General features: G+C 55.1%; 1 pseudogene. It reads left to right on the top strand.

What is annotated here, in order from left to right:
- Positions 1–383: pseudogene (locus tag KDM89_RS20250) on the top strand (formimidoylglutamate deiminase); the annotation flags it as partial.

The following is a 383-nucleotide window of genomic DNA, read 5'->3' as shown; positions in this document are numbered from 1 at the left end:
AATGATGTCCACGCAAAGTTTATTTGCACAGCATGCGCTGTTACCTCAAGGCTGGACGCAACAGGTACGCCTGCACTGGGATGCCAGCGGTAGCCTGACACAGATCGAGACAGGCGTATCCGCTACCGCGACAGAACAACAGGTGACATGGCTGTTGCCGGGTATGAGTAATCTGCATTCGCATGCCTTTCAGCGTGCGATGGCAGGTATGACGGAAATCGCCGGGAACACACAGGACAGTTTCTGGACCTGGCGTGATCTGATGTACCGCTACGCGCTGCATATCAGTCCGGAACAAAGTCAGGCTATCGCCGCCCAGTTGTATGCGGAATGTCTGCGCCAGGGCTACACCGGGGTATGTGAATTTCATTACCTGCACCGTG

The organism is Cognatundibacterium luofuense, from assembly GCF_018139685.1.
Taxonomy (GTDB): domain Bacteria; phylum Pseudomonadota; class Gammaproteobacteria; order Burkholderiales; family Burkholderiaceae_D; genus Undibacterium; species Undibacterium luofuense.
The sequence above is the reverse complement of the archived record's forward strand: the minus strand, read 5'-3'. Positions and strand labels throughout refer to the sequence as shown.